Annotated in this window: 25 protein-coding genes; 12 read left to right on the top strand and 13 right to left on the bottom strand. The window is 40.9% G+C overall.

Annotated features, from left to right (window positions below):
* Nucleotides 1–29 precede the first annotated feature (29 nt).
* Nucleotides 30–254 carry a hypothetical protein gene (locus tag ACTJJQ_RS08810; RefSeq protein WP_008345775.1) on the bottom strand — a complete coding sequence of 75 codons (225 nt, stop codon included), beginning with the start codon at nt 252–254 and terminating at the stop codon, nt 30–32.
* A 126-nt stretch (nt 255–380) separates the two neighbouring features.
* On the opposite strand from ACTJJQ_RS08810, the gene ACTJJQ_RS08805 reads away from it, so the two are divergent.
* Entirely contained in the window at nt 381–1367 is a 987-nt protein-coding gene (locus ACTJJQ_RS08805) for a potassium channel family protein (protein WP_242730989.1), read from the top strand.
* Here the strand turns inward: ACTJJQ_RS08805 and ACTJJQ_RS08800 are convergent.
* The 5 genes from ACTJJQ_RS08800 to ACTJJQ_RS08780 all read right to left on the bottom strand — a co-directional run bounded on the left by ACTJJQ_RS08800 (nt 1364) and on the right by ACTJJQ_RS08780 (nt 6066).
* Nucleotides 1364–1765: a YugN-like family protein gene (locus tag ACTJJQ_RS08800; protein WP_008345780.1), complete on the bottom strand. Its 402-nt coding sequence runs from the start codon at nt 1763–1765 to the stop codon at nt 1364–1366. The genes ACTJJQ_RS08805 and ACTJJQ_RS08800 overlap by 4 nt on opposite strands.
* A 29-nt stretch (nt 1766–1794) precedes the next feature.
* Nucleotides 1795–2013 (bottom strand): spore germination protein, encoded by a 219-nt coding sequence (locus ACTJJQ_RS08795; RefSeq protein ID WP_008345782.1) that lies wholly within the window; start codon nt 2011–2013, stop codon nt 1795–1797.
* Between the two features lie 115 nt (nt 2014–2128).
* Nucleotides 2129–3484: a glucose-6-phosphate isomerase gene (locus ACTJJQ_RS08790; protein ID WP_017367943.1), complete on the bottom strand. Its 1356-nt coding sequence runs from the start codon at nt 3482–3484 to the stop codon at nt 2129–2131.
* Between the two features lie 126 nt (nt 3485–3610).
* Nucleotides 3611–4783: an iron-containing alcohol dehydrogenase gene (locus ACTJJQ_RS08785; RefSeq protein WP_058213663.1), complete on the bottom strand. Its 1173-nt coding sequence runs from the start codon at nt 4781–4783 to the stop codon at nt 3611–3613.
* A gap of 119 nt (nt 4784–4902) precedes the next feature.
* Nucleotides 4903–6066 (bottom strand): iron-containing alcohol dehydrogenase, encoded by a 1164-nt coding sequence (locus ACTJJQ_RS08780; RefSeq protein WP_017358962.1) that lies wholly within the window; start codon nt 6064–6066, stop codon nt 4903–4905.
* Between the two features lie 144 nt (nt 6067–6210).
* Between ACTJJQ_RS08780 and ACTJJQ_RS08775 the strand changes: the two genes are divergently transcribed.
* Nucleotides 6211–6447, top strand: a complete 237-nt coding sequence (locus ACTJJQ_RS08775) for a DUF378 domain-containing protein (protein WP_008345792.1) — start codon at nt 6211–6213, stop codon at nt 6445–6447.
* 66 nt (nt 6448–6513) lie between these two features.
* Here the strand turns inward: ACTJJQ_RS08775 and yugI are convergent, their stop codons facing one another.
* From yugI to ACTJJQ_RS08760, 3 genes are all read right to left on the bottom strand, one after another.
* Entirely contained in the window at nt 6514–6906 is a 393-nt protein-coding gene (yugI, locus tag ACTJJQ_RS08770) for a S1 domain-containing post-transcriptional regulator GSP13 (RefSeq protein WP_007500519.1), read from the bottom strand.
* A gap of 198 nt (nt 6907–7104) precedes the next feature.
* The gene (locus ACTJJQ_RS08765) at nt 7105–8298 is read right to left on the bottom strand and encodes an aminotransferase (protein WP_039169726.1); all 1194 of its coding nucleotides are present in this window, start codon (nt 8296–8298) and stop codon (nt 7105–7107) included.
* Complete coding sequence (locus tag ACTJJQ_RS08760; protein WP_007500517.1) at nt 8299–8799, bottom strand: Lrp/AsnC family transcriptional regulator; 501 nt, start codon at nt 8797–8799, stop codon at nt 8299–8301.
* 178 nt (nt 8800–8977) lie between these two features.
* Between ACTJJQ_RS08760 and ACTJJQ_RS08755 the strand changes: the two genes are divergently transcribed.
* Nucleotides 8978–9802: an alpha/beta fold hydrolase gene (locus ACTJJQ_RS08755; RefSeq protein WP_017358960.1), complete on the top strand. Its 825-nt coding sequence runs from the start codon at nt 8978–8980 to the stop codon at nt 9800–9802.
* Here ACTJJQ_RS08755 and ACTJJQ_RS08750 read toward each other — a convergent pair.
* Nucleotides 9799–10059 carry a YugE family protein gene (locus tag ACTJJQ_RS08750; protein ID WP_216896023.1) on the bottom strand — a complete coding sequence of 87 codons (261 nt, stop codon included), beginning with the start codon at nt 10057–10059 and terminating at the stop codon, nt 9799–9801. The two genes, ACTJJQ_RS08755 and ACTJJQ_RS08750, sit on opposite strands and share 4 nt — an antisense overlap.
* Before the next feature lie 83 nt (nt 10060–10142).
* Between ACTJJQ_RS08750 and ACTJJQ_RS08745 the strand changes: the two genes are divergently transcribed.
* The gene (locus ACTJJQ_RS08745; RefSeq protein WP_168948556.1) at nt 10143–11318 is read left to right on the top strand and encodes a MalY/PatB family protein; all 1176 of its coding nucleotides are present in this window, start codon (nt 10143–10145) and stop codon (nt 11316–11318) included.
* Nucleotides 11319–11451: 133 nt separating this feature from the next.
* On the top strand, nt 11452–12744 hold the full coding sequence (locus tag ACTJJQ_RS08740) for a sensor histidine kinase (RefSeq protein WP_008345807.1): 1293 nt from the start codon (nt 11452–11454) through the stop codon (nt 12742–12744).
* Here ACTJJQ_RS08740 and ACTJJQ_RS08735 read toward each other — a convergent pair whose 3' ends face one another.
* Nucleotides 12745–12921, bottom strand: coding sequence for a hypothetical protein (locus tag ACTJJQ_RS08735; protein WP_008345810.1), 177 nt, complete (start codon nt 12919–12921; stop codon nt 12745–12747).
* 97 nt (nt 12922–13018) lie between these two features.
* Between ACTJJQ_RS08735 and ACTJJQ_RS08730 the strand changes: the two genes are divergently transcribed.
* Complete coding sequence (locus tag ACTJJQ_RS08730; RefSeq protein WP_081114723.1) at nt 13019–13411, top strand: kinase-associated lipoprotein B; 393 nt, start codon at nt 13019–13021, stop codon at nt 13409–13411.
* Here the strand turns inward: ACTJJQ_RS08730 and kapD are convergent.
* On the bottom strand, nt 13408–14025 hold the full coding sequence (gene kapD / locus ACTJJQ_RS08725) for a 3'-5' exonuclease KapD (protein ID WP_008345814.1): 618 nt from the start codon (nt 14023–14025) through the stop codon (nt 13408–13410). The two genes, ACTJJQ_RS08730 and kapD, sit on opposite strands and share 4 nt — an antisense overlap.
* 218 nt (nt 14026–14243) lie before the next feature.
* Between kapD and ACTJJQ_RS08720 the strand changes: the two genes are divergently transcribed.
* From ACTJJQ_RS08720 to ACTJJQ_RS08710, 3 genes are all read left to right on the top strand, one after another.
* Entirely contained in the window at nt 14244–15422 is a 1179-nt protein-coding gene (locus tag ACTJJQ_RS08720; RefSeq protein ID WP_241698631.1) for an MFS transporter, read from the top strand.
* Nucleotides 15423–15531: 109 nt separating this feature from the next.
* The gene (locus ACTJJQ_RS08715) at nt 15532–17433 is read left to right on the top strand and encodes a transglycosylase domain-containing protein (RefSeq protein WP_440600117.1); all 1902 of its coding nucleotides are present in this window, start codon (nt 15532–15534) and stop codon (nt 17431–17433) included.
* Between the two features lie 18 nt (nt 17434–17451).
* Nucleotides 17452–17862, top strand: coding sequence for a thiol-disulfide oxidoreductase DCC family protein (locus ACTJJQ_RS08710; RefSeq protein WP_058336862.1), 411 nt, complete (start codon nt 17452–17454; stop codon nt 17860–17862).
* A gap of 43 nt (nt 17863–17905) precedes the next feature.
* Here ACTJJQ_RS08710 and ACTJJQ_RS08705 read toward each other — a convergent pair whose 3' ends face one another.
* A complete protein-coding gene (locus tag ACTJJQ_RS08705; protein ID WP_017367952.1) occupies nt 17906–18463 on the bottom strand; it encodes a YufK family protein in 558 nt (185 codons plus the stop codon).
* Nucleotides 18464–18648: 185 nt separating this feature from the next.
* On the opposite strand from ACTJJQ_RS08705, the gene malK reads away from it, so the two are divergent.
* The 3 genes from malK (at nt 18649) to ACTJJQ_RS08690 (ending at nt 22428) form a co-directional block, all read left to right on the top strand.
* Nucleotides 18649–20250, top strand: coding sequence for a malate sensor histidine kinase MalK (gene malK, locus ACTJJQ_RS08700; protein WP_017367953.1), 1602 nt, complete (start codon nt 18649–18651; stop codon nt 20248–20250).
* Entirely contained in the window at nt 20243–20950 is a 708-nt protein-coding gene (locus ACTJJQ_RS08695) for a response regulator (RefSeq protein WP_050826562.1), read from the top strand. The genes malK and ACTJJQ_RS08695 overlap by 8 nt, the downstream gene beginning before the upstream one ends.
* A gap of 395 nt (nt 20951–21345) precedes the next feature.
* Nucleotides 21346–22428: a BMP family lipoprotein gene (locus ACTJJQ_RS08690; RefSeq protein WP_017358951.1), complete on the top strand. Its 1083-nt coding sequence runs from the start codon at nt 21346–21348 to the stop codon at nt 22426–22428.
* Nucleotides 22429–22504 lie beyond the last annotated feature (76 nt).

The raw sequence follows: 22504 nt of genomic DNA, 5'->3' as shown, positions 1-22504 counted from the left end.
CTTTTATGTAACGTGTACAGCAAAAAGCACTAGGTCTTTTTAAGGGGAATCACTACACCAATGAAAAAGAAGAACATTCCGATGCATGCTGTATAAAATGTCACCGTTCCATATAGGTCTTGAAAAAAACGAAGCCACGAGAAATCATTCATAAAATGGTTTACCGCATTTAAATCAAACACGAGTAAAATCACCGCAGATGATAAAAAGTGTGCGCCGATAAAAAGAAGTACGGTCTTTTGAACAAACGACATTCGCATTCCCTCCTCCTTCTCTCTTATTTTAAGATATGGGTTCTGTTTCAATACATGACGATGATGAAAAATTGTTTCCTAATCGGGCATACTGACATTAGCAGTCTCCCTGAAAGGACGAGTTCGATGAAATCAAACCGTATCTTCATTGCCTGGCTAAGATGGCCTCTTTATGTTCGCATTGCGATCATCATCTGTTTCTTGCTTCTCTTTTTTGGACAATTAATCGTCATACTTGAACCAAAGCAGTATCATACGATCTTTGATGGGATCTGGTGGGCTCTCATTACAGTCGCGACGGTAGGCTATGGTGATTTTGTGCCGCAAACCATACCCGGACAAATCGCAGGTATGGCGCTGATTCTGATCGGGGCAAGCTTTGTAACGGCTTATTTTGCCACGCTTGCTGCCGCTGTATTTAGCAAACAGCACCATTATGTAGAGGGGAAGGTGGCTTTCAAGGGGAAGGGACATCTCATCATTGTCGGCTGGAATGAGAAAACGAACAAACTGCTTCAATCGTTTCAAACCATTGATCCCGCCATGCCGATTGTACTCATTGATGATTCCTTAAAGGAAGGACCTCTTTTAGAGAATGTCCATTTTATTAAAGGCCATGGTACAGAGGATGCCACACTTCGCAGAGCAAATATTATGAGTGCTGATACATTGATGATTACCGCCGACCAGCATGAAAATGAAGTGACGGCTGATATGCAGAGTGTCTTAACCTTGCTTGCGGCAAAAGGATTAAATCCTTCGTTATATTGTTTAATTGAAATTTTAACCGATCGCTATGTGAAAAATGCTGAGCGGGCTGGAGCCAATCAAGTCATCCACACTTCTGATGCAGTGAATCATCTATTGGTGGAGCATTTTCTTTTAAAAGAACAGCTCATGGCGTTAAAAATCAAAAGAAACATGACCCTCCATAAACAGATCACCATCATTCCAGTACCGGCTTCATTAGCTGGAGAGACATTCTTAACGGCACTTCATCACTTTCTAGAGCACCATGTCATCATTGTAGGCGTACAAAAAAAAGAAGGACCCATGATGAATCCTCCTTTTGGATATGAGCTTCATCCAGAGGATGAGCTGATCAGCTTTTAAAGCAGTGCATCTTCTAATTCTTTGACGAGTGAAAAGCCAATTTCGGCATAAGCCTTTGACACATCTCCGTCTTTCTCTTTCGGTTCTTGGAATTGGTTAAAAGATGCCCCTACATTTCCAACCATCGCATGGTCATCTAATTTATCTTGATAGACATGCTTTAAGAGAAATGGATGTCCCATTTTCACCACAACGCCTGGCTGATCCAGCTGTCCTTTCTCGGCTGTAAACGGAACTCTGAGAAAGGTATAGCCGTCACGGTTGTCAATTTTATAATCAAAATATCCATGATCATAATCCCAATTCCCATTAATGACATATCCGAGCGGCTTCATGTTTTCTTCTAAATGGTACAGTGAAAAGCTTTCACCAGTTAGCCTAGATGGTACATGAATCATACAGAACCCTCCTTTTTGTATAGGGTTCGTTAAAGAGAGGAATTCATACATTTGCCTTTCGTGATTTGCACATTGTTTGTAAATGCGGCATCAAATAAGGCCTGGCTGGATGATGCATTTGTCTCGTTCGCACTGCCCGCTCCTGATGTTTCTTTCGTAGCACTCATTGGACAAATCCGCCCAACATTCCCAAAATTAACGATGGCCTGCCCGGAAATGTCATGGATATAAATATGATTTGTTCTCATCGCTTCATCAACCTCCTCCATTGATTATTCTATGTACAGAGCTTAGGGAGGCTTGCACTGACACCATGAGAACATAAAAAAAGGCACACCTTATGAAAAGATGTGCCTTTTATTCTTATGATTGTTTGAGACGGCTCTCAAGTTCTGCCTTTTTCTCTTCGAAGCCCGGTTTTCCTAATAAAGCAAACATGTTCACTTTATACGCTTCTACTCCAGGTTGGTCGAATGGATTGACGCCTAGTAAATACCCAGACATCGCACATGCTTTTTCGAAGAAGTACACGAGATATCCGAATGTATAAGCATCCATTTCAGGAATCGTCACAATCAGGTTCGGTACTTTCCCATCAGTATGAGCAAGCATTGTGCCTTCAAATGCTTTTTTATTGACGAAATCAACCGTTTTTCCTGCAAGATAGTTTAACCCATCAAGGTCTTGTTCTTCTGCTTCGATGACAAGTTCATGTCGTGGCTTGTCTACATTCACGATGGTTTCAAACAAGTCTCTTCTTCCTTCTTGTACATATTGACCAAGTGAATGAAGATCCGTTGAGAAGTTGGCAGATGAAGGATAGATTCCTTTTTCATCTTTCCCCTCACTTTCACCGAATAACTGCTTCCACCATTCTGCAAAGTATTGTAATCCTGGCTCATAGTTAATCAGCATTTCAATTGTCCGTCCTTTATTGTAAAGAACATTACGAACAACCGCATATTGATAAGCCGCATTTTCTGAGAGCTCAGATGAAGCGAAGTCTTCACTTGCTTTCGCAGCACCTTCCATCATTTGATCAATGTCTGCACCGCTTACAGCGATTGGCAATAGACCAACTGCTGTTAAGACGGAATAGCGTCCGCCGACGTCATCAGGGATGATAAATGATTCATAGCCTTCTTCAGTTGCTAATGTTTTGAGTGCCCCGCGTGCCTTGTCAGTTGTCGCATAGATGCGTTTTTTCGCTTCTTCAGCACCATATTTTTCGATAAGGAGCTTTTTAAAGATACGGAACGCAATGGCTGGCTCTGTTGTTGTACCAGATTTTGAAATCACGTTAATGGAGAAATCGGCATCTTCTAGCAGATCCATTACATCTGTTAAATAAGAAGAACTGATGTTGTTTCCAATAAAGATGATTTGCGGTGTTTTGCGTTTGCCTTTTGGCAAAGTATTATAGAAAGAATGGTTTAAAAACTCAATGGCCGCACGTGCCCCAAGATAAGATCCACCAATTCCAACAACGAGTAATACATCAGAATCAGATTTAATCTTTTCAGCACTTTTTTGAATGCGGGCAAATTCTTCGCGATCATATTGCTTCGGTAAGTCAACCCAGCCTAAATAATCACTGCCAGCACCCGTTTGTTCATGAATATTATGATGGGCCACCTTCACAAAATCTTTTAAATATGTAAGCTCATGTTCTTGAAAGAAAGGTAACGCTTTCGAGTAGTCAAATTGAATATGTGTCATCGCTTGTAAGCCCTCCATTACGTTAGTTCTGTCCCTTTCACTTTAGCGGAACTAGCTATTGAAATCAAGTGATCGTCATTGATGCAGCAAAAAGCCGCTCCTCATGAAGAGAAGCGGCCATCCAAATTATAGAGAAGCTTTCAAAATCGCTAAAATGTCATCACGGCCAAGTTTCATAAAGTTACCAAAACCACCATATTCCATTTCTTTTGCTGCGATGTCAGCAATTTTGTCCAGTTGATCTTCACCAATATCATAATCCGCTAAACGGCTCGGTGCACCGAGGCTTGTCCAGAAGGCTGACAGCTTGTCGATTCCTTCTAATGCGATGTCACGATCCGATTTTCCTTCTGTCTCAATGTCAAACATGTTCAACATGAGGTTTTTAAAACGTTCGACATTATGATCAAGTGTATGACGCATCCAGTTTGGGAAGAGGATCGCAAGTCCACCCGCATGCGGAATGTCATAAACAGCTGATACTGCATGCTCAATCGTATGTGATGCCCAGTCGCCAAAATAGCCCATTTGCAGCGTGCCATTTAAAGCAATCGTTCCTGCATAAAGGATGGTTTCACGGTGCTCATAGTTTTGTAAGTCTTCAAGTAGCTTTGGCGCTGTCTCGATGACTGTTTGAAGAACAGCAAAACACATCCGATCTTGTAAAGGCGTGTTTTTGACATTATGGAAATATTGTTCAAATACATGGCTCATCATATCAACCATGCCATACACCGTTTGATTCTCTGGCACAGAATATGTGTGCTCAGGATCTAAAATTGAAAAAGCAGGGTGCGTGACTGAACTGCCCCACACGTACTTTTCATTTGTTTCCCAGTTCGTGATCACAGAATCCGGGTTCATTTCTGAGCCTGTCGCTGCAAGTGTCAATACTGTGCCAAATGGCAGTGCTTTTTGAGCGGTCGTTTTCTTTGAAATAATATCCCAAACATTCCCGTCATATTCAGCTCCAGCTGCAATGGCTTTTGTACAGTCGATGACACTTCCCCCACCAACTGCTAATAAGAAATCAATGTTCTCATTTTGGCAAATGTCGATCCCTTTTTGCACTGTAGTGAGGCGAGGGTTCGGTTCAACTCCTGACAGTTCAAATACGTCAGCCTCTGCTTCATTTAAAGTGCTGATGACCTTATCATAAAGACCATTTTTCTTAATACTGCCTCCACCATATACAAGAAGCACTCGCTTTCCATAACGAGCGAGTTCGCTTTTTAGTCCGTCTAGTTGTCCTTTTCCAAACATTAATTTCGTTGGATTATAGTAAATAAAGTTCTCCATCTGTTCTACATCTCCTTAAAACATATATATCCAAAAACATGAAAGACTACTGTAACATATGTACATGCAGAACTCAAAAAAGATAACTGCTTAAAAGCAGCTATCTTTTCCATGTTCGATTATAAAGAAGCGTTTAGAATAGCTAGAACATCTTCCTTGTTCAGCTTTTTAAATTGGCCAAATTCACCACGTGCCATTGCACGGTCTGCAATCAGATCAATTTTCTCATCGTTGATGTCATAGTCAGCTAAACGGTTTGGTGCTCCTAAACTTGTCCAGAAAGCAGAAAGTTTTTCGATTCCTTCTAAGCCAACTTCTTCGTCTGTTTTGCCCGCAGGGTCTACATCGAATACACGCACTGCTAATTGTTTGAAGCGACCTGGGTTTTCTTGAATGACATGTTTCATCCAGTTCGGGAACAAGATCGCAAGTCCGCCTGCATGAGGGATGTCATACACCGCGGATACCGCATGCTCAATATTGTGAGATGCCCAGTCTCCGCGTGCGCCCATTGAAAGCATTCCATTCAGTGCAATGGTGCCTGTGAATAAAATCGTTTCACGAAGCTCATAGTTTTCCAAATCATTGATCAGCTTTGGTGCTGTTTCAATGACCGTACGAAGAAGTCCTTCACACATACGATCTTGGTAAGGTGTATTCTCCGTGTGATGGAAATATTGTTCAAACACGTGAGACATCATGTCGACCATGCCATAAATCGTATGGTTTTTTGGCACAGTAAATGTATTGACTGGGTCAAGAATAGAGAATTTAGGGAAGACAGCTGGACTGCCCCATCCGTATTTCTCATTTGTTTCCCAGTTTGTGATGACTGAGCCAGAGTTCATTTCAGAACCTGTCGCGGCAAGTGTTAATACTGTACCAAATGGGATGGCTTCCATTGGGACATGCTTACGAGTGACGATATCCCAAGCATCTCCATCGTATTTCGCACCAGCTGCAATCGCTTTGGTTGCGTCAATGACACTACCGCCGCCGACTGCCAAAATAAAATCAATTTGGTTCTCTTTGCAAAGCTCAACCCCTTTTCTAACTGTTGTTAAGCGCGGGTTTGGCTCAACACCAGCAAGCTCAGTGATTGCAGCTCCTGATTCTTTTAAAATGCTGACAACTTGGTCATAAAGGCCATTTCGTTTAATGCTGCCTCCACCATATACAAGCAATACGTTTTTTCCGTAGTGTTTTAGTTCATCTGAAAGGGCTGATACTTCTCCCTTTCCAAAGATTAATTTCGTTGGGTTCCAATAAGTAAATCGATCCATGTGATCTCCTCCTCGCGCTACATTATGCGCCTCTTTCATTCCAAAAGTAAAGTAATTTGCTTTCATCCATTTTCTTACGCATAGTTTGGCTAAAAATCTGCAAAATATAAATGTATTGATACTGTAGCGAAAGGAGGAATCACGATGAGTGCTATTCAGCGTATTGCCCTCGTGCTCACGATTATCGGTGCTATTAACTGGGGACTAATCGGCTTTTTTCAATTTGACTTAGTAGCAGCGATCTTTGGCGGTCAAGGTGCTGCATTATCACGTATTATTTATGGTCTTGTTGGAATTGCAGGCCTTGTCAATCTTGGTCTGTTGTTCAAACCTAGTGAAGAAGCTGTCCGCCGTGACGAGCCAAATCCAGAGGTCCGCTAATGAAAAAGACATAAAAAAAGACTGCCTATGAGGCAGCCTAAGGCACCGTTTGAAGCGGTGCTTTTTTTATTTCTTGATAAGGTCTTTACGGTTAGATTGCTCAATCCACTCTTCAAGTTTATCTTTCAGTGTATTGAAACCTTGTGGTGCAGCAGCTTCTTCTTTCACTTGCTGTGGTCTTTGTTTCTTTGGTTTGCTTTCTTTTCTTTCTGGTGCATCTTGTGTCGCACGGATAGAAAGGCTGATTTTACCAGCATTTTCATCAACAGAAAGAACTTTTACTTGTACTTCGTCACCAATTGAAAGGTGCTCGTTGATGTCTTTTACAAAGCCATGTGTTACTTCAGAAATATGCACAAGTCCTTGAGTTTCTTCATCTAATGCAACAAACGCACCATACGCTTGTAATCCTGTTACTTTACCAGTGTAAACACTGCCTACTTCAAACTTTGTCGCCATGATAACAACTCCTAAATAAATGTTTTAATATTCGTTTATACGCAATTAAAAACTATATCACAGAACGGTCTTTTACGCAAAATATTTTTTAATTGGGTTTAGATCAGTTCAAAAGGGGGAATACCTGAAAACAAGAATGCTTTCTAGTATTCCCCCCTAATTTGAGAGGCATGAGTCCAGATGGATTGATGCCTTTTTTTATTTTAAGATAGCAGGTGCTTCTTCTTTCACTTGTCTATTCTGTAAAAAACGCTGGATTCTTGAAAGTGATTCCTGCAAGTGATCGAGTGACGACGCATATGAACAACGAATATGTCCTTCACCACTTGGACCGAATACATTTCCAGGGACAACCGCTACTTTCTCGCTAAGCAGCAGCTCCTCAGCAAATTGTTCTGAAGTCATGCCTGTGCTTTTAATGGACGGGAAAGCGTAAAACGCTCCGTTTGGCTGGTGGCAAGTGAGTCCAAGTTCATTGAGAGAGCCGACAAACAAATTACGGCGCCTTCTGTAGCTTTTCTTCATTTTCTCCACATCTTCAAGTCCATTTTTTAATGCTTCTTCTGCGGCATATTGTGCCATAGCTGGTGCACACATCATAGAATATTGATGTATTTTCAGCATGGCATCACGGAGGACTGGCGGTGCTGCCACATAGCCTAAGCGCCAGCCCGTCATAGCGAATCCTTTTGAAAAACCTGAAATCAAAATCGTTCTTTCCTTCATATCTTGAATCGCCGCCACACTCGTAAAAGCTTCATCGTACGTCAGCTCTGCATAAATCTCATCTGTGATGATTAAAAGATCATGCTCCTTTGCAAACTGAGCAATATCTTCAAGCTCTTCTTTCGAGTAAACAGACCCTGTTGGGTTTGATGGAGAGCATAGCAAGATGGCTTTTGTTTTCGGCGTCAGCTTCGTACGAAGATCAGCAGAATCGGCTTTAAAATCTTTTTCAGCCGATGTACTTAAATAAACCGGTACACCGCCCGCAAGTGTCGTAAGAGCCCCATATGCGACGAAACAAGGCTCTGGGATGATTACTTCGTCCCCGTTGTTTAAAATGGCGCGAAAGGCCAAATCAAGCGCCTGGCTGCCGCCAACGGTAATAATGAGTTCTTCTTCAGGACTGTACTCAATGTGAAACCGCTTATATAAATAATGGCTCAATTCTTTTCGCAAAGAGAGCAACCCAGCATTTGCTGTATAAGAGGTCAGTCCTTGCTCTAAAGACATAATACTGGCTTCTCTCACATTCCAAGCTGTCACGAAATCCGGTTCGCCGACCCCGAGGGAAATAACCCCTTCCATTGTGGCTGCCAAATCAAAGAATTTCCGAATACCTGACGGCTGAATGCTTTGTACCGTTTCAGATAAATAAGACTTTTTCATTTAAGGAGACACCACGATTCTTTTGTCATCGTCCCCTGTTTCAAAGACTTTCCCATCATGCTTATATCTTTTCAAAATAAAGTGGGTAGTGGTTGAAACAACAGAATCAAGTGTCGATAATTTTTCAGATACGAAGCGGGCGATATCAGACATGGATCTTCCTCTGATCACAACAGATAAATCATACACGCCTGACATTAAATACACGGACTCCACTTCTTGGAACCTGTAAATGCGTTCAGCAATTTCATCAAAACCGACGCCTCTTTTTGGGGTCACTTTCACATCAATCATCGCTGTAACGCCTTCGTGTCCGTCTACTTTTCGCCAGTCAATCATAGTCGAATAATCAATAATGACTTTTTGATCTTCCAGCTTTTGAATAATGGCTTCTGCTTCTTCTGATGTCACACCTGCCATTTTTGCAATTGTATTTAAATCGGCGCGGCTGTTTTCATCTAAAATCTCTAATATTTCAGTTTCTTTTTCGGTTAGTTTCATCGATTTCACACCTCTGATTGTAAAAAGCTAGTTTTAAAAAATCTTCTGAACATTATAGCACGTTTTTCCCATTATGCTAAGCAGGGAAAAGATTCTAATCGTAGCTTAAAATCCACTTTTTAGGGTACAATACAGTCACCTAACAGAGAGTGAGTATCAAATATCGGAGTTGATGAGTGTGGACATTGTACAGCCATCCTATATGAAAAGTAAATTCGGTTTAGATATCTATTACGAACACTATCCAAATGAAGGTAAGAAGACATTGATTTTGATTCACGGCCTTTTCTCATCTACCTTCAGCTATCGAAAGCTCATCCCGCTTCTGAAACAAGACTTCAATTTAATTGCGATTGATCTGCCTCCATTCGGGCAGTCCGAAAAATCAAATACGTTCATTTACAGCTATCGCAACATGGCAAAAATCATCATTGAACTAGCTGGTTATTTGCAGATTCAGCATGCGATCCTCGTGGGGCATTCCATGGGGGGACAAATTGCTTTATATGCTGCCTCTGAGCGTCCCGACCTATTTGAAAAAGCCGTTCTTTTATGCAGTTCAGGGTATATGAATAAGTCCAAAAAGTCGCTAGTTTACAGCACATATATTCCTTATTTTTATCTCTATTTAAAAAGAAAGTTGTTCAAGCAAGGTATTATGAAAAATTTAACCGCTGTTGTGCATGATCATTCGATTATTGATCAAGAGATGGTGGACGGATATTTAAAGCCTTTTTCAGATGACCAAATTTTTAGAGGTATTTTTCGTTTGATTCGGCACAGGGAAGGAGATTTAGCGTCAGATGTCTTAAAGAAAATGGAGACACCTGTCCTGCTGATTTGGGGGGAGGAAGACCGGATCGTTCCTATTCAAATTGGCGAAAGACTGCACAAGGATCTGCCGCATTCAACCTTTCACGCATTAAAAAAAACCGGGCACCTCATCCCTGAGGAAAATCCGGTCTTTGTGTCTGATCAAATTGGTCATTTCAGCCTGTCTTAAAACGAGCAGGAGCTACCTTCTCTTATGACAAAAAGCTGATTTGCGATATGCTGGCAGCTTTCCATCGGAAGAAGCTGATCAAATGAGTGATGGTAAATGGCTTGAATGTCTTTCGCGAAAGATAACGGGTCTTCTGCGTCGTATAAGGCACTGATGACGTCAGCAGGCTCCGTTTCGTAAAAGTCCTCTCCATACTGAAAAGGGTCCCATGCCTTAATGATTTGAATCATCTCTTCCACAACTTGACTATCTTTCATGGGGATCACCGCTTATAATAAATTTTGTGATGTTTATTTTAGCACAACCAAGAGTGGTTGAAAAACGGCTAGAGGTGGGTTTCATGAATTTCGACGAACAGATCATACGTAAAGGTTCAAAATCAGTCAAATGGGATCAAGCAGAGTCTTTGTTCCTGACAACAGATGCGCTGCCAATGTGGGTCGCAGATATGGATTTTAAAGCGCCCCAAGTCGTGCTTGATGCTTTAAAAGAACGATTAGATCACGGTGTATTCGGCTATGCATTTCAGGATCAGGAAACGCAGCAAGCAGTAGCTGACTGGCTCAAAAGAAGACACAGTTGGACGATACAAACAGATGCCGTCACCTTCACACCAGGTATCGTGACAGCACTTAGTTTTGCGGTACAAGCCTTTACAGCTCCGAATGATGAAGTGGTCATTCAGTCACCGGTGTATACGCCCTTCTACCAAATGATTGAAAGAAATGGACGTATCGTCTCAACCAATCCTTTAAAAATAGAAAACAACCGTTACATGATGGATTTTGATGATTTAGAGAAAAAATTAAGCAGACCAGAAGCAAAGCTGATGTTTCTTTGTCATCCGCATAATCCTTCAGGGAGAGCTTGGTCAAAAGAGGAATTAAAGCGTGTAGGAGATCTATGTGTACAGTACGGTGTCACCGTCGTGTCAGATGAAATTCATTCCGATCTGATGCTTTACGGACAGCCGCATGTGCCTTTTGCCAGCCTTTCTGATGAGATAGCTAACATCACGGTAACGTGTATTGCACCGAGTAAAACATTTAATTTAGCTGGTCTTCAGGCATCTGCCATTATCATTTCTGATGAAGAAAAAAGAACCCTTTTCACCAATGAATTGCAAAGAAATGGATTGTCTAAACTGAATGCCTTTGCGATTCCTGCCATGGAGGCGGCCTATCGCCACGGAGATGAGTGGCTTGATTCACTTGTTCTTTATCTCGAAAATAATATGAAGATCGCAATGGATTATATTGATGAATATCTGCCGAGCATGCGTTATATGAAACCAGATGCTTCTTATCTATTATGGCTGGATATTCGTGATTATGAGCTCACTCAAGCAGAATTGAAACGTAATCTGCTGAAAAAGGGCAAGGTCATACTAGAGCTCGGAAACGTATATGGGCACGAAGGAGACGGCTTTATTCGAATGAATCTAGGCTGTCCTGCCGGAACAGTGAAAGAAGGTCTGAAGCGCCTTCATCAAGCATTCACTCTATCATCCGAATAAAACCATTTCTATCAAAAGAACATCCTAGCGGGTGTTCTTTTTAAAGAAAAAAACCCTCCTATTATCATATCTACTTTGTACATGAAATGATATAATGAGAGGAATTACAATTATTTACGAGGAGAGCATTTAAATGGAAATGTTCAAGGATTTTCTGCTCCATGTATCTTTTATTCTATTTCCAATCTTTTTATATCATGCACTATGGCTAAGCCGGACCCCTGCTCATTTCCCTAAAACGAATAAACTGCTCATCACCATATTTGCATCCATTTCATCAGCACTATGTATTATGTATCCAGTTGGTTCGATTTTAGATTTGCAGACTGGGCTTCAATCGATTCCCCTTGTACTGGCTATTTTATACGGGGGATATACCGCCGGAATCGTCGCTATCTTGGTTAGTTCAACCGTAAAGTTCGTGATGTATGGCTCTTTTTTATGGGTTGGATTGATTGTTGTACCGATTTACTTTTTCATTCCTTTCCTGCTTTACCGGAAATGGCGCCAATATTCTAAGCAGAGAAAGCTGTTATACGGAGTCCTGATTGCGTTATCAAAAGGGATGTTTATTTACATTGGACTGCTTGTGGTCAGCTTAATAGAGTACAGCCCTGCATTCATTATGCAGCAAAAGCTGCTCGAATTATTTTTCTCAACTCTTTACTACATATTCTTTCTTGTGCTGAGTATTTATTCCATTGAGTTTGTGAAAGAGAATGCGCAAATGAGAACACAGCTTGTCCAATCAGAGAAACTGACGATTGTGAGTGAACTTGCAGCAAGTGTCGCCCATGAAGTTCGCAATCCACTGACGGTGGTGAGAGGATTTATCCAACTGCTCTTTTCAAGTGACAATACGAAAGAGCCGTCAACCAATAAAGATTATAAAAATCTCGTTTTATCTGAACTTGACCGTGCGCAGGATATTATTACGAGCTATCTTGATATTGCGAAACAAAATTATTATCAAATTGAGTCTCTCAATTTATCTAAATTACTTGAAGAGTGTGCATCGCTGATGACATCCTATGCGAATTTTAAGTCGGTCACGATTCATCAATCGATTGAACCAGACTTATACATCCAAGGTGATGAAACGAAAATCAAACAAGTCATGATTAATTTAATCAAAAATGCAATTGAAGCAGCGCCCGAACACGAAGGTAAAATCGAACTGTTTGCTTCAAAAGAAAATCATCGAATCTGCCTTTATTTCGTTGATAACGGTGTAGGCATGTCAGAAAGCCAAATGAAAAAGCTTGGTGAACCCTATTACACATTGAAAAATAAAGGAACAGGGCTTGGGCTGACAGTAACATTTTCCATCATTGAAAATCATCATGGAACCATTCGTTTCAAAAGCTCATTGCAGTCTGGTACAACAGTCACCGTGAAGTTTCCTGAAGATACAAGAAGAAAATGATCAATCCATTTTTTTTGTCCTTTTTTCATCGATCTGCTCCTGCTTCTTAGAAGCACGAACGATCAGACGAAAGCAAATAAATGCAGCAGCAAAGAAAAGCACCGTCGTGATTGCCGCAGGGATATACTCCCTTTTATCTTCAGGAAAATACAGTAGAAAGAATATGATGAACGACATGATTCGCTCTTCCCCCTTTTGCTCGTTTACTTCACTATATTGGCTAAAAGAAAGGAAATACCTTCTTATGCGAACGAAGGAAATGGAGGAATTTCATATGACAGACATTCAGATTGGACAAATCGTGAAAGGTTTTTACAAAACAGGTGTTTACATTGGGGAAGTGACAGCCATTAAACCATCTACTTATCTCGTTCAAGTAAAAGCGGTTTTAACACACCCCACTCAAGGTGACCTGCATCATCCAAAAGAAGCGGACGTACCTTTTTTTCAGGAAAGACGGGCTTTGGCCTTTAGGGAACAGACGAATATCCCTCATCATATGGTCAAGCCTTATGATGGCGACATACCTAATTATCAAGTATCGCTGAAAGATGCCGTAGACAAATTGAAAAAAGGGCTCAGTGCGGATGATTCCAAGTGGGCTGAAAAATCAAGAGCGTGCCTCTCTTCTCTTGAAAAAGATTATTTTCCAGAAGACGCCCGCTAATCTGCCGAATCAAAAAAGTGAGAGAAGTCAATGAGTTCACCAATTTTGGTTGTTTGCGGATTTTCCACATAGGATCGATCTTTTTCAAAAAGGGTGAACAGCTGATAAGTGGTCATGGCATCATCGAGTGCTTTATGATGCTTACCAGCTCCTTCACTGCCGTACTCCTTAGCTGCTTTCCGAAGTCCTGTGAGTGTTCTATCCCCAAAAAAGGTTTTATATTCAAAAGCCAGATCCCTTTGATTCCCCTTAAAAGGAAAACCAATATGATTGAGCATACAGTTTTGCTTCAGTACCTTCATGTCCATATTTCCCCATGTGATAATCTCACAGTCTTCTCCCCCATCGAGTGACACGAGCTTCTCGATAAACGCCTCAAAAGAAATCCCGCTTTCTACATCCTGCTGCGTAATGCCAAGGAACGATTTACAGCGCTTTGTCAGCTTCGGGAACTTTTTCGGTTTGACATAGCTTGAGAATGTGTCTATGATCGTTTCATTTGATGCTTTGACGACACCGGCCTCAATGATTTCCGGGAAAAAATTTTGCGGATGATATTTCCCATCAGGCATCGTAAATTCAAAATCGACCACAAGCAGCGTCTTCTGTTCCATCAGTCTCACCCCACTTTCTCGTCTGTTTTCCATCCTGCTACTATTATATTAAGACGGACTTTGAAATCACTTCATTTTCGTGAAAATAATGCAGATTCACTATGCCCAACCTATTCATCAGATGAAAGATCGTTTATTTTCCTTTATAATTATTAAGGAACACGAAATAAATAAAGAAGGTGGTCTTTATCACAAACAGGAAGAAAAACTTGTACATCATGTGGTTTGTGAACTTTTTTGTATCTGCCAGCATTACAATGATCGTCCCTTTTTTATCACTTTACATAGAGTCTCTTGATAGCAGTTATTCGAATGAATTTGTTCAAAGATGGAGCGGCTATGTCTTTGGGGTTACGTTTTTAACAGCCTTTCTCATTTCTCCAATTTGGGGACGGATTGGTGACCGGCATGGCTATAAAAAGATTTTGCTCATTAACGGCATTGGGATTGCAACAAGCATTTTATTAATGGGGCTTGTTCAAACCGTTTATCAACTATTTGCGTTAAGGCTTTTCATGGGGCTTGTGACAGGCTTTATTTCGACTTCGATGGCACTGATTTCTGCACAGACCGAAAAGGCAACAGCCGGTAAGACCCTTGGTACGATGCAGATGAGTAATGTCGCCGGAGGGTTATTCGGTCCATTAATGGGTGGATTTATGGCAGACAGTGTCGGATTCATTTATACATTTTTCTTAACAGCTGCTGTCATATATGTGTCAGCGATTGTCATTATCTTCGGTGTGAAAGAACAGCCGATCCGTTCAAAAGAAGCAAAACGGGTTTCTTACTCACGGAAGGATGTCCTTGTCCATATTTTCAAACAGCCTTTACTTGTCGTCACCATGCTGCTCACATTTATTACGCAAGTCGGGAACTTTAGTATTCAGCCGCTTTTAGCCTTGTACATTCATGATTTACACGGCCCAGTCAACCTTGCCTTTTATGCAGGACTGGCGTTTTCTGCAACGGGGCTTGGCAATTTGCTGTTTACACGGAAATGGGGAGACCTTGGAGATCGAATTGGTCACGATAAGGTGCTGCTAGCCCTTCTCATCCTCTCCTCCATTTTATTCATCCCGCAAGCGATGGCGGATTCCTACGGGATGTTAGTGATCTTCCGTTTCTTATACGGGATGGCACTAGGCGGCATCATTCCTTGTACGACGGCCTATATTCGCATCAAAGCGCCTGCCTCTATGCAAGGGGAAGTGCTTGGTTACAATGTCAGCTTCCGCTTTCTTGGAAATGTCGTCGGACCCGTCATAGGTGGCATTGTGGCGAGTCATTACGGAATTCCAGCTGTCTTTTATGTCACCGCCGGCATTTTCCTTTTCGGGGCATTATTTTTATGGGCGGTCCGCTCACAATCAAAGTCAAAAGAGAGGAGTGTCTGATCCATCATCAGATACTCTTTTCTTTCTGTCTAAATGCCTTGTTTACTAGACTTCACGTCTATTCTTTTCTAAAAATAACCTTCTCGTAATCGCAAAAGAATGGTACGATATGGCTAGAAATCCGAAGAAAGTGAGTGACCTCATGTTTCGTGCAATCATTGGATGGTTATTACTTGTTGCCCTCATTCCATTATTTGTTCTGACTTTTTATCTATCAAAGGAAGAAGCCGCAAGTGTAAAACCTGTTAACGAAGTGCTTGATCAAAAAATCAAGCTGGAAAAGGTAGACTTTTCCCAAAACAGTTATATGTATGATCGAGATGGTTCTCTTATCTCTGAGATCGTATCAAACGATGAGAACCGTGTTTTCGTGAAGTACGATAAAATTCCTGATTCCGTCAAGGAGCTGTTCCTCCGATCAGAGGACCGCAACTTTTATGACCATAAAGGCATTGACTTTATGGGCGTGATTCGTGCCCTTGCCGCAAATGTGAAAAACCATGGCATTAGCCAAGGCGCTAGCACCATCACACAACAGTTATCCCGTAATTTATATTTAAGTCATGAACGTTCATTCAGCCGAAAGTTTACAGAACTGCTCTATTCCTATGAGCTCGAGCGAAAATTTACAAAAGAGGAAATTCTCGAAAGCTATTTAAATACGATTTATTTCAGTAACGGGGTTTACGGTGTCGGTTCTGCGGCTAATTACTATTTTGATAAGCCGCTTAGTTCTTTGACGCTTGCACAGATGGCATTTATTTCTGCGATTCCTAACAACCCTACGCTGTATGACCCATTGAAACAATTCAAACATACAAAAAAACGCCAGGAACGGCTGCTTGGTATTTTAGAAAAAGATGGTGTCATTACTAAGAAGCAATACAAAAAAGCAGTGAAAGAAAAAATCAGCTTGTCCTTAAGTGAAAAGAAAAATCTTTACCCTGACTATGTGACATACGCCAATGAAGAATTTACCGATCTGGTGTCTGATCAGGAAGGCTTTACAAAACGATTGAAAAAAGCCAAAACACCTGGCGCAAAAAAGGCAATTCAAAAAGAATTATCAGAAAAGGTTAGTGCATTGCTTCAAGATGGTGTGAAGATTTATACAGCACTAGACCCTTCCTTACAACAAAGAGCGGTTTATCAGCTCAATGCACAATTGCCTTATCAAGGTGTGGAAGGCGGTTCAGCAGTCATTAACCACCAAACCCATCAAATCGTCGCACTTGCTGGCGGGAAGAATTATAAAAAATTTGATTTCAACTACGCCTATCAAGCGCAAAGACAACCAGGTTCCGCCATTAAGCCGCTGTTAGATTATGGCCCTTATATTGATCAAACCGGTGCCACGGCATCAAGCAAAATCAGTGCCGGCAAGTTTTGCAGTAGCGGATATTGCCCGCAAAACTATAATCATAAAACGTATGGAACTGTAACACTTGAAACAGCCTTTAAGAACTCTTACAATACACCAGCGATTCGTATGCTTGATACAGTCGGTGTCAAAAAAGGCTTCAGCTATTTAGAAAAGTTTTCATTCGAACATATTGTCGCAGATGATTACCGTCTCCCTTCTGCACTTGGAGGATTTACAAAAGGCTTCTCGCCGCTAGAAATAACCGATGCATATACCGTGTTTGGCAATCAAGGTGCCTATACGCGAAATCACTCCATTACAAAGGTCACAGACTTAAACGGCAAAACCCTTTACAAGTGGAAAGAGTCGCCGAAGCAAATCTATTCTCAGCGTACAAATGAAACAATGCGCAAGCTGCTTGCCTCTGTTGTGAAAAGTGGAACAGGGAAAAAGGCGAATTTCAATTCTCCTTATATTGGGGGAAAAACAGGGACATCCAATGACTACAAAGACATTTGGTTTGTTGGCCTGACAGATCAATACACAATGGGTGTATGGGTAGGAAGAGATAGAGGAACCGTTGAATCTATTTATAGTTCAAGCCCGCACTTACGTATTTGGAAACAAACTATGCAATACGCTAGATAAACAGGAGGTTTGATTGCGATGCATTCAACACAACCCTCTCACTTCATTTTATTTGACGGTGTCTGCAACGTGTGCAGTGGTGCTGTTCAGTTTATCATCAAGCGCGATCCGAATGAGCGGATGATGTTTGCTTCTTTACAATCAGATACAGGGCAGCGTGTTTTAAAAGAAAACGGCTTGCCTTTAGATGAGTTCAATTCATTCATTTATATTGAAAATGGGACCCTTTATATGAAGTCAACAGGCATCTTAAAAGCAGCGCGGCATTTAAAAGGGATATACAGATGGAGCTATTTACTCCTCGCGATCCCTCGTCCAATCCGTGACTGGTTTTATCAACTCATTGCAAAGAATCGCTACAAATGGTTTGGTCAAAAAACATCCTGCATGATGCCTACACCTGATATTCAGAAGCGGTTTCTTCCATAAAAAAAGCATCCTCCATCATCGGAGGATGCTTTCTTTCGTCTGATTAAGCTGGCAGACTCGCCATCACACTGTTATAAAGCTTAATAAATAAGTACAAAATGCCGATCAAAAATGTGGCCCAAAACAGCAGATTAAACATCATAAACCCAATTAAATTCAGCATAGAAAGTGATTGATAAATGCGTACCACAACCCAGATAAAATAGACGAGACTTGCTAAAACAAAAAGTCCAACAAGCAAAATGAGCTGCTGCGTCAATAGAAATGCAAGTAAGCTGGCAAACAAATAGACAACCGATGCAATCCGAATTTTCTTTAAGTTCTCCCCTTCAGGGTCCTTTGCAAAAAAGAGCAGCGCCAACTCTAACACCGTATCTGCAATGAGTTTTAAAGCAGATAAAATCATAAAATAAACAAGTGCAAATGCGGCAAATAAAGCAAGACGAATGCCCTGTTCAGAGAAAAATTCCAGCATTCCTTTTAAAATTCCTGCTTGGGTCAAGAAGTCAGTCGTGATACCTACTGTAAAAATAGAAAAGGCAGAGCTGAATAGCAAAATTGAAATCAGCGGAAAATATCCAGTCAAATATGTATTTTTCATAAATAGATCCTTTCTCATAAGCTCATTTTTATTATGGCTCACTTAAAACGGATTGACAAGATGCTTTCCAAGTAAACTGGAATCTAAATCAAATTTGTGATTTTGCACGTACATTCCTTCACAAACTTACATTTTCCCGTTAAAGTATTACTATTACGAAAAAATTGCGCGTTAGGGGTATACTCGTGAAAAAAACTTTAAGACTGCAAACACGGCTGACGATCTTTGTCTGTATTGTTGTCCTGATCTCCCTCTGTATCACATTCTTTACGATCTGGTCAGAAACAGCCAAGAATATTCATCAGCAGGAACGTGATATCGCCCTCTCCACTGCCAAAATGGTCGCAGAGGCTCCGATCACAGCAAAATCATTGGAAAAAGATCAATCATATACAGCACTGCGAAAATATACAACAAGTGTTCAGCGTATTACCAAAACCGAATTCGTTGTCGTCATGGATATGAACGGTATCCGCAAAACACATCCGAATCCGCAAAAGATTGGGAAGCGGTTTGCTGGCGGTGATGAAAAACCGGCATTACAGGGTAAAGAACATATTAGTACCGCATCTGGAACACTTGGCAAGTCCATGCGTGCCTTTGTTCCTGTTTATAACCAAGATGGCAAGCAGCTCGGGGCTGTGGCAGTTGGTATTACATTAAAGGAAATTGATTTAATTATTCATCAAAGCCTGCTCCCGCTCTACTTTGTCACATCGCTAAGCCTTTTATCTGGCATTATCGGTGCACTCATTGTGGCACGTAAAGTAAAGAAGATTATGTTTGGACTAGAGCCAGATGAAATTGCCACATTATTAAAAGAACGAAGCGCTATGCTAGAATCAACAAAAGAAGGCATTCTTGCCGTCGATCAGCACGGTAAAATAAAGCTGGCAAATGCAGAAGCTAAACGTCTTTTTCATAATATGGGCATTATGGTTGACCCTAGAGAACAAGATGTACAGGCCCTTCTTCCTTCAAGCGGCTTAAAGCAAGTAATCGAAACACGGAAACCGCTGCTTGATCGCGATGTCAGAATGAACGGACTGGAGCTTGTCTTTAATGAGGTGCCGATTACGGTAAAAGGGGAAATTGTCGGAGCGATCGCAACCTTCCGTGACAAAACAGAAGTCAAACACCTGGCTGAGCAGCTGAGCGGGGTGAAGATGTATGCCAATGCACTTCGTGCCCAGTCACACGAATTTATGAACAAGCTTCATGTCATTTTAGGATTGGTACAGCTAAAGAACTATGATGACCTTGGCACCTATATTAAAGATATTGCGATTTATCAGCAGACAGAAACAAATGAAATCATCAACCATGTGAAAAACTCAGTCTTAGCCGGGTTTTTACTAGGAAAACAAAGCTACATCAGAGAACAAGGCGCAGCTTTAGAAGTCAATTGCAGTACACAGGTACCAAACTCGGAGGACCCAGCAGTCACGCATGACCTTATTACGGTCATCGGTAATCTGTTAAATAACGCACTCGATGCCGTTTCCCATACAGAGAACAAAAATATCTCCATCTCATTCAGATATGTCCAAGAGCAGCTTCATATTGAAATTACAGACACAGGGGTCGGTCTGACAAAAGAAGAACAGGACATTATGTTTGATCAAGGCTTTTCAACAAAAGGAGAAGACAGAGGATTTGGCCTTTATTTTGTTGACCAAAGCATCAAAAAACTGAACGGACATATGATCGTCACTAGCGAAAAAGGAGAAGGAACGACCTTTAGTCTCCGTATTCCATATAAACAAAAGGAGGATTCACATGATTAATGTGTTGATCGTAGAAGATGACCCAATGGTCGGGGAGCTGAATAAACGCTACTTGACCCAAATAGAAGGATTTGAATTAAAAGGGATTGCCACCTCATTTCAGAAGGCACTAGACATCTTAAAATCAGAAATCATTCACCTTGTATTGCTTGATATTTATATGCCTGGACAAAATGGGCTCGCCCTATTATCAGAAATTCGTCAGCAAAATCATTCCGTTGACGTCATCGTCATTTCAGCTGCAAATGAAGTGGATGTCGTACAGCAAACGATGCGAAACGGAGCTGTCGACTATTTAATCAAACCTTTTGAGTTTGAACGCTTCCAATCAGCACTGGCAGAATATAAAAGAAAACATGCCCTATACCAAACGATGAACAGCATCTCTCAAAATGATTTAGACGCGAAGCTTTTTCATAAAAAAGCAGAGGCGGAAAAAGTCCTGCTGCCAAAAGGCCTGACGAAGAGCACACTCAAACTCATCTGGACAAGCATCCAATCATTCGGTCAGCAGGCTTTCACGACCGAAGACCTAGCCAATCATACTGAAATCTCCCAAGTTTCGATTAGAAAATATTTGAAATTTCTTGAGGATATCGAAGTGGTTGATGTGGAGATGGCATACGGGACAATCGGCCGCCCTGTTTTCCAATATAAACTGAATACAAGCAACATGAATTTGATTCAGCAATATCTTTAATTTGACACATCTGACCTTTCACAAAGGCCAGATGTTTTTTTATGGCATACGATGTCACAAACCCCTTGATATCAGTGGTTCCACTGTAGTAGAGCACATCATAAAAGCGGCATTATATCATATTTCAGCACATAAAAAGACATCGAATTTAGCCTTTTAACATTTTTTTAAAAATAAAACAAATTTCTATTTATTTATTCGATGGGAAATGATAAATTATGATTGATTAGTTCAACGAGATATAAGTCTGATGTCTTACATCTTCTCTCCTGTTTCCATCAATTTTAAAAGAATGCAGGATAAAATACCCTTTTCACAAGGATAGGGGAAGGCAAGAGTCGGTCTTTTTTCGCGAGACTTTTCTGAAACTTTTAAATTTTATAGGGGGTTATGTTTTGAAGAAGCGCAAAATTGGACTTGCATTGTCCTTAGTCGTAGCAGCAGGAACCATCCTTGGAGCATGCGGCAACTCTGGCTCAAACAGCGGTGAAAACAAAAAAGATAAAGATCAATTCACTGTTGCAATGGTAACTGATGTCGGTGGTGTCGATGACAAATCGTTTAACCAATCTGCTTGGGAAGGTTTACAAGCATTTGGGAAAGACAACAATTTAACAAAAGGTAAAAACGGCTTTGATTACTTACAATCCAAAACGGATGCAGATTATCCAACAAATTTAAATACACTTGTTAGACAAAAATTTAACCTGATTTATGGTATCGGCTATAAAATGGAGAGTGCCATTTCTAAAATAGCTGATCAGCGAAAAGATTCCAAATTTGCAATTGTGGATGCAGTTGTTGATAAGAAGAACGTAGCTAGTATTACATTTAACGAAAACGAAGGGTCATTCCTTGTAGGTGTTGCAGCGGCTCTTTCTACAAAATCAAACAAAATTGGTTTTGTTGGCGGCGTTGATTCTGAATTAATCAGAAAATTCGAAGTTGGTTTCCGTGCAGGCGTTGAAGCAGCTAATCCAAAAGCAAAAGTTGAAGTGAAATATGCTGGTGCATTTGATAAAGCAGACATCGGTAAAGCAACAGCTGAAAGTATGTACAAATCTGGCGTTGACATTATTTATCATGCAGCTGGAGGTACTGGAACGGGTGTCTTTACAGAAGCAACCAATTTAAAAAAGGCAGATCCAAATCGAAATGTTTGGGTCATTGGTGTTGATAAAGACCAGTATGACGAAGGTAAAGTACCTGGAACAAAACAAAGTGTCACTCTTACTTCTATGATTAAGAAAGTAGACACAGCGGTACAAGACTTAACAACAAAAGCAAAAGAAGGTAAATTCCCTGGTGGCGAAGTCATCACGTACGGTCTGAAAGAAGGCGGCGTTGACATCTCTCCATCTCAAGAGAATCTTGATAAAGATGTATTGAAGAAAATCGAAGAATGGAAACAAAAAATCATCAAGGGTGAAGTGAAAATCCCTGCAACACGTGATGAACTAAAAGATTTTAAAGCTTAATTTGTGCATCGGGATAAGCGCGTCTTATCCCCTTGCCTCTCCTTTACCTCCTCTTTATTCGTAAAAGGTGGTAAAA

This window comes from Bacillus sp. 22483 (assembly GCF_052044605.1).
GTDB lineage: Bacteria > Bacillota > Bacilli > Bacillales > Bacillaceae > Bacillus > Bacillus altitudinis.
Note: the sequence above shows the minus strand (reverse complement) of the source record. Positions and strands in the feature narration are given on the sequence as shown.

Coding starts and splice junctions, on each gene's coding strand:
- ACTJJQ_RS08705 (WP_017367952.1), bottom strand. CDS start 18,463: ATGAAAAATACATATTTGACTGGATATTTTCCGCTGATTTCAATTTTG.
- ACTJJQ_RS08735 (WP_008345810.1), bottom strand. CDS start 12,921: ATGTCGTTCATCATATTCTTTCTACTGTATTTTCCTGAAGATAAAAGG.
- ACTJJQ_RS08715 (WP_440600117.1), top strand. CDS start 15,532: ATGGCTAGAAATCCGAAGAAAGTGAGTGACCTCATGTTTCGTGCAATC.
- ACTJJQ_RS08720 (WP_241698631.1), top strand. CDS start 14,244: ATGTGGTTTGTGAACTTTTTTGTATCTGCCAGCATTACAATGATCGTC.
- ACTJJQ_RS08750 (WP_216896023.1), bottom strand. CDS start 10,059: ATGAAAGATAGTCAAGTTGTGGAAGAGATGATTCAAATCATTAAGGCA.
- ACTJJQ_RS08810 (WP_008345775.1), bottom strand. CDS start 254: ATGTCGTTTGTTCAAAAGACCGTACTTCTTTTTATCGGCGCACACTTT.
- kapD (WP_008345814.1), bottom strand. CDS start 14,025: ATGGAACAGAAGACGCTGCTTGTGGTCGATTTTGAATTTACGATGCCT.
- ACTJJQ_RS08800 (WP_008345780.1), bottom strand. CDS start 1,765: ATGATTCATGTACCATCTAGGCTAACTGGTGAAAGCTTTTCACTGTAC.
- ACTJJQ_RS08710 (WP_058336862.1), top strand. CDS start 17,452: ATGCATTCAACACAACCCTCTCACTTCATTTTATTTGACGGTGTCTGC.
- ACTJJQ_RS08695 (WP_050826562.1), top strand. CDS start 20,243: ATGATTAATGTGTTGATCGTAGAAGATGACCCAATGGTCGGGGAGCTG.
- ACTJJQ_RS08775 (WP_008345792.1), top strand. CDS start 6,211: ATGAGTGCTATTCAGCGTATTGCCCTCGTGCTCACGATTATCGGTGCT.
- yugI (WP_007500519.1), bottom strand. CDS start 6,906: ATGGCGACAAAGTTTGAAGTAGGCAGTGTTTACACTGGTAAAGTAACA.
- ACTJJQ_RS08785 (WP_058213663.1), bottom strand. CDS start 4,783: ATGGAGAACTTTATTTACTATAATCCAACGAAATTAATGTTTGGAAAA.
- ACTJJQ_RS08730 (WP_081114723.1), top strand. CDS start 13,019: ATGACAGACATTCAGATTGGACAAATCGTGAAAGGTTTTTACAAAACA.
- ACTJJQ_RS08780 (WP_017358962.1), bottom strand. CDS start 6,066: ATGGATCGATTTACTTATTGGAACCCAACGAAATTAATCTTTGGAAAG.
- ACTJJQ_RS08805 (WP_242730989.1), top strand. CDS start 381: ATGAAATCAAACCGTATCTTCATTGCCTGGCTAAGATGGCCTCTTTAT.
- ACTJJQ_RS08760 (WP_007500517.1), bottom strand. CDS start 8,799: ATGAAACTAACCGAAAAAGAAACTGAAATATTAGAGATTTTAGATGAA.
- ACTJJQ_RS08765 (WP_039169726.1), bottom strand. CDS start 8,298: ATGAAAAAGTCTTATTTATCTGAAACGGTACAAAGCATTCAGCCGTCA.
- ACTJJQ_RS08795 (WP_008345782.1), bottom strand. CDS start 2,013: ATGAGAACAAATCATATTTATATCCATGACATTTCCGGGCAGGCCATC.
- ACTJJQ_RS08745 (WP_168948556.1), top strand. CDS start 10,143: ATGAATTTCGACGAACAGATCATACGTAAAGGTTCAAAATCAGTCAAA.
- ACTJJQ_RS08790 (WP_017367943.1), bottom strand. CDS start 3,484: ATGACACATATTCAATTTGACTACTCGAAAGCGTTACCTTTCTTTCAA.
- ACTJJQ_RS08740 (WP_008345807.1), top strand. CDS start 11,452: ATGGAAATGTTCAAGGATTTTCTGCTCCATGTATCTTTTATTCTATTT.